Here is a 4,879-nt window from a genome sequence, read left to right on the forward strand (position 1 = left end):
TAAGTTCTCTTCTTCACAGAGCTTGCCGATTGCTAAAACCTTTTGATCGCTCCAATACTTTTCAAACTCTTCTGGAATATCCTCAACGTCTTTAATGTTGTCCAAGTAATCTGAGATGAATTTCTCGATGAGCTCTCGTTTACTTCGAAGCTCCACATCTCCAGTAAGCATGTCCATGATTACTTTCTTCTGCTGGGCTTGTTCAGTGAGAGGTGCATTCTTAAGTCCAGCAAGAAGCTTTAAGATGTAGGCTACATTTATTTCATCACGATGCAGTAACTCTAATTCAAAGTCTACTTCTTCAAGTATAGAAACCTTCTCCTTTTGTGCATTGCTTTTAACACTCTCGTAAAGACCAAGAAATTTACCCTTGTAATCTTCAAATGTTTGCTCATCCATTGGGAGTTCATCCCAAGTGAATTCTACATAAGAAGCAAGCACGTTACGGATTCGCATTAATTTTCTAAAGGCTTGGATAAAGGCCATCTGCTCTTCCTCGCTCGGAAGGTCATCAACACTCTCAAACGTTGGGGCAATTGCCATCAAGTCTTTATATGCTTCATCAAACTTGTTTTCGATTACATCACATGGTGGAAGTAGAATTGTTTCCTTGGCTTCTTTGTTTGAAAACAATAAAATGGCATCATCTGTGGCTTTCTTTAAGTTACGGAAGGAAAGAATGTTTCCTTGTGATTTCTTCTCTCCCAATATTCTATTGGTTCTAGAAAAGGCTTGAATCAATCCGTGGTGTTTTAAATTTTTGTCTACATACAAAGTGTTTACCTTCTTTGCATCAAATCCCGTTAGGAGCATATTAACCACCAATATGATGTCTACCCTATCCTTTACATTGAAACTAATTTCCTCGTAGCCTTTAGCTCTTCCGCTTATGTCTTGAAAATACTTCTCGAATGAATCGCTGTCTTTTGTTGAAAAGCTAGTGCTGTACATTTCGTTATAATCTGAGATGTACTCGTCTAATTTCTCCCGAGTATGACTTGTTTCATAAACAGGCATGGGCTCAGCAGCCATGCTCAAATCACCAGGAAGCATACCTGTAGCATCCTCATCATCTTCGTTAGCACGATAACTAAATATGGTCGCAATCTTTAAATCGTGTTTACCTTCTAACTTTTTCTTTTTGAATAGGTCGTAATATTTGACCAATGCATCAATACTACTCACGGCAAACATAGCGGTATAGTCTCGCTTGTGGGTTTTTATATCGTGGTAGTTGATGATGTAATCTGTGATTTTTTCTAGCCGTGCTTCGGAATCTATTACCTCTTTTGTATCGATGTCTTCTACTGGAATATCTATAAAGGTGCTGCCCTTTTGCTTGTACCTACCTACATATTCTATATTAAACCGCAATACGTTTTGATCTCGAATGGCATCTGTTATCACATATTTATGCAGACACTCTTTAAACAGGTCTTTGGTTGTTCGCTTGCCCATTTCGTTTTTCTGAGCATTGTCTGCAAAAATGGGTGTACCAGTAAAGCCAAACAACTGACAATTTTTAAAGAAACTGGTAATGGCTTTGTGTGTTTGTCCGAATTGACTTCTATGACATTCATCAAAAATGAAAACTATACGCTTGTCACCTAACTTTTCGATTCTTGATTGATACTTAGTTTTCGAGATGGCATTGTTCAATTTCTGAATGGTTGTAACCACCAGCTGCGTATCGTCTGATAATTGCTTGACCAATGTACTGGTGTTATCGGTTACATCAACACTACCCTTTTTGAAACTATTAAACTCGGTCATCGTCTGATAATCCAAGTCTTTACGATCTACAACAAAAACCACCTTGTGTACTTCTGGAATATCCATAACAATCTGGCTTGCCTTAAACGATGTAAGCGTTTTACCCGAACCGGTAGTATGCCAGATGTAGCCGTTCTCTTCACTCGATTTCACTCGCTTTACAATTGCCTCAACTGCATAAAACTGATAAGGGCGGAGTACCATTAATTCTTTGGAGGTCTCGTTCATTACTACGTATTGAGCAATCATTTTACCCAAATGAGATGACTGAAGGAACGCTTCTGAAAATGCAGTAAGGTCTGTGATGTTTCTATTGTTTACATCTGCCCAAAAGAAAGTTTGCTTAAACGTTAAGCGTGTTAAGTGATTATTGGAATAATACTTTGTATCACCTCCATTGCTGATTACAAATAACTGGACAAACTGAAACAACCCACTGTTGGCCCAATATGAATGTCGCTTATACCTCAGAATCTGATTAAAGGCTTCTTTTAATTCTCCCCCTCTGCGTTTCAATTCTATTTGAACCAAAGGCAAACCATTGATAAGGATGGTAACATCGTACCGGTTTTTGTACGAACCCTCTTGTGTAACCTGATTGGTTACTTGAATTAAGTTTTGACTAACATCTTCCGAATTAAAGAAACGTACATAGAAACTATCTTCATTGTCTCGCACCAAGGCAAAGCGGTCTCGAAGTGTTTTTGCCCTTTCGAATATGTTTCCTTTTGAAAGATGATTAAGAATGGAAGAAAATTCTCGTTCTGTAAAACTAGTGTTGTTGAATTTTTCTAATTGAGATTTCAGATTGACAAGAATGGCATCCTCGTCTTTGATAACCACACGCTCATAACCTAAGCCGTTTAATTGCTTAATGAGGTTATCTTCTAAAATAGCTTCTGGTTGTGTCATACCCCTAAATCCCCTAAAGGGGACCGCTTAGCGTTTGTCTTTAAAATTCTTATCATCCCATTAGGTTTACTACCATTTTTATCATCAGCTCCATTTCTCCTGCATCGCTCTCTGCAATCATTAGGGTTATAGCCACCAAGGCATTGTCTTCTATTATTTTATTTCCGTCTATTGAATAAAGTAAACCATTGAGATCTAAAAAGTAAACAAATAACCCTGCTGCAATTCTCTTGTTTCCATCAGAGAATGAATGGTTCTTTACAACGAAGTATAATAACTGAGCCGCCTTTGTTTTAGTACCAGGGTAAAGGTCTTTTCCTTCGAATGTTTGATAAATTGTTTCGAGAGAACTCTTGAACGACTTGTCTTTCTCATTTCCAAAAAGATTGCCCGCCTTGTGTGCATCTCGCCATAAGCCTATTTGCTTAATGGCTTCTTTGTAAGTTAATTTTGTGAGCTGAGTTTCTGTTTCTTCTGATATTGTTAAACTTTGATGATCAAATTTGTCCAATAAATCTAGCGCATGAGAATATTCGCTTACTACCTTTATTAAACCCACTGCTTCATCTGAAGACAGCTGTTTTTGCTGCATAACATTTTCTAATAGCGAGATGCTCTGCTGTAATGATTTTAATTTGGATTCTGATGCTTTAAGAGCTAGCTCATTTACAGCATAACCTTTGGTTAAATAGCTTTTAAGTATCTGGTTTGCCCATATTCTAAACTGTGTACCTCTTACTGAGTTAACCCTATACCCTACAGATATTACAGCATCTAGATTATATGTTTTTATTTTCCGTTTAACATTTCGGGTGCCCTCTTTTCGAACTACCGAGGATTCCTCGGTAGTTGCTTTTTCATCTAGCTCGCCAGACTCAAAAATATTCTTTAAATGCAATCCGATTGTATCCGAATCTTTTTCAAATATCTCAGCCATCTGAGTTTGAGACAACCAAATAGTATCGCCATCAAATTTTACATCAACCTGACTTTGACCATCTACAGCCTTATAAATTACTATTTGACTTTCCTCGCTCATGCCCCTAAATCCCCTAAAGGGGACTGATTATCGTTTAATTTTGTCTTTATGTCTTCGATTACGATGTCTAAGTTATTAATGATTTCTTTGTTCTGAAACCTAATCACTTCTATTCCAAATTGATTAATGAGATAGGTTCTCATCTCATCGTATTCTTTTGCTTCTTCGGAATCGTGAACTCCGCCATCTAGTTCAATTACCAACTTATGCGTGTGACAATAAAAATCTGCAATAAAGTTAGAAAGAGGATGCTGTCTTCTAAACTTAACCCCTAGTTGTTTCTTTGAAAGTTTTGCCCAAAGTAGTTTCTCTGTTTCGGTTTCTCTGTTGCGTAGTTCTTTTGCCTTTTCAAATTGAAAAGAAGTTGCTCCATAATGCATGTTCACCCCTATATCCCCTAAAGGGGACTTGCTTACAGGGGACTTTTTATTATTACTAATTTCAATCTTTTTCATTACCATATTCATCCCATTATCGTAATGCAATCCCCTTTAGCCAACAACCATGCTTGTTTTCACCGCAGGCAAGTCCCCTTTAGGGGATTTAGGGGCTCTTTCTGCCTACACAAACATCTGCTGCAACAGCCCTTTTTTAAAGGTTTGCGTTTGGGTTATTTGGTTACTTACACTTTCTATTTTCTTATCTAAGCCAGATAAGTAATTGGCGATTTTTTTTTGTTCTTCTATTGAAGGAAATGGAAATTTAAATTTCTTCAAGTCGCTACCATTGATTGAGTTTATAGTAGCTCCTAAGTTCTTATGGACTTCATTTTTATAAATATCCGTATCAAACAAATGAAATAAGAACAAATTACTTTTGCTCCGATAAATAGCCATAAATGCACCCCAAATAATAAACGTCCAATTGGCACCATGCCAAATACCACTTACAATAAAAACGATTAATATATTAACTATCCAGCGCCCTATATCCACTTTATTCCCACCCATTGGGTAATACAAATAATCTCGGAACCAGGTGGAAAGCGATATGTGCCAGCGTTGCCAAAATTCTGAAATACTCTTTGCCAGGTATGGTGTTTTGAAGTTATCCATAATCTTAATCCCAAGAATCAATGCACTGCCAATTGCAATTAGAGAGTAGCCATAGAAATCGCTATAAATCTGAAATGAATAGAAGACGATACCTGTTATA

Annotated in this window: 4 protein-coding genes; all 4 read right to left on the reverse strand. The window is 37.2% G+C overall.

Annotated features, from left to right (window positions below; translation table 11 throughout):
* The coding region (locus tag HRT72_03150) for a type I restriction endonuclease subunit R (protein ID NQY66707.1) at positions 1 to 2,685 on the reverse strand (2,685 nt) is incomplete at its 3' end.
* Positions 2,686 to 2,737: 52 nt separating this feature from the next.
* Entirely contained in the window at positions 2,738 to 3,724 is a 987-nt protein-coding gene (locus HRT72_03155) for a virulence RhuM family protein (protein ID NQY66708.1), read from the reverse strand.
* A complete protein-coding gene (locus HRT72_03160) occupies positions 3,721 to 4,104 on the reverse strand; it encodes an endonuclease domain-containing protein (protein NQY66709.1) in 384 nt (127 codons plus the stop codon). The genes HRT72_03155 and HRT72_03160 overlap by 4 nt, the downstream gene beginning before the upstream one ends.
* 180 nt (positions 4,105 to 4,284) lie before the next feature.
* Positions 4,285 to 4,879 (reverse strand): restriction endonuclease subunit S (locus HRT72_03165; protein ID NQY66710.1); only part of this gene is annotated, 595 nt, incomplete at its 5' end.

The sequence above is a fragment of the Flavobacteriales bacterium genome (assembly GCA_013214975.1).
Classification (GTDB): domain Bacteria; phylum Bacteroidota; class Bacteroidia; order DT-38; family DT-38; genus DT-38.